Origin of the sequence: Kitasatospora sp. NPDC058243 (assembly GCF_042882025.1) — a bacterium.
GTDB lineage: Bacteria > Actinomycetota > Actinomycetes > Streptomycetales > Streptomycetaceae > Kitasatospora.
The window spans coordinates 1-254 of the sequence record NZ_JBHVWW010000093.1 but is presented as its reverse complement, the minus strand read 5'-3'; the positions used below and the strand labels follow the sequence as shown (position 1 = coordinate 254).

At 75.2% G+C, this 254-nt stretch carries 1 protein-coding gene; it reads right to left on the bottom strand.

Going from position 1 to position 254, the window contains the following annotated elements; all coding sequences use genetic code 11:
- Positions 1–95: 95 nt before the first annotated feature.
- Positions 96–200 (bottom strand): LPXTG cell wall anchor domain-containing protein, encoded by a 105-nt coding sequence (locus tag ACFVX9_RS36695; RefSeq protein ID WP_387986263.1) that lies wholly within the window; start codon positions 198–200, stop codon positions 96–98.
- Positions 201–254: the final 54 nt, after the last annotated feature.

Sequence of the window (254 nt, the reverse complement as noted above, 5' to 3'; positions counted from 1 at the left end):
TGGGGGAAGGGGATGGGGGGGAAGAGGGGTGGTTGGGCCAAAAGAACCGGGGCTCTGGTTGTTTCGGGGTGTGCCCGGCCCCCCCAGGACGGCGGTCAGCGGCGGCTCCGGCGGAGCGTCAGCAGCAGGCCGCCCGCGGCGAGCATCGCGAAGGCCGCCAGGCCCGCGAGGGGCATCGGGTCCGACCCGGTGGGGGGCAGCGGGCCGCCCGTGGGGCTGGGCGAGGGCTGAGACGGGTTGACGGTGATGCTGGT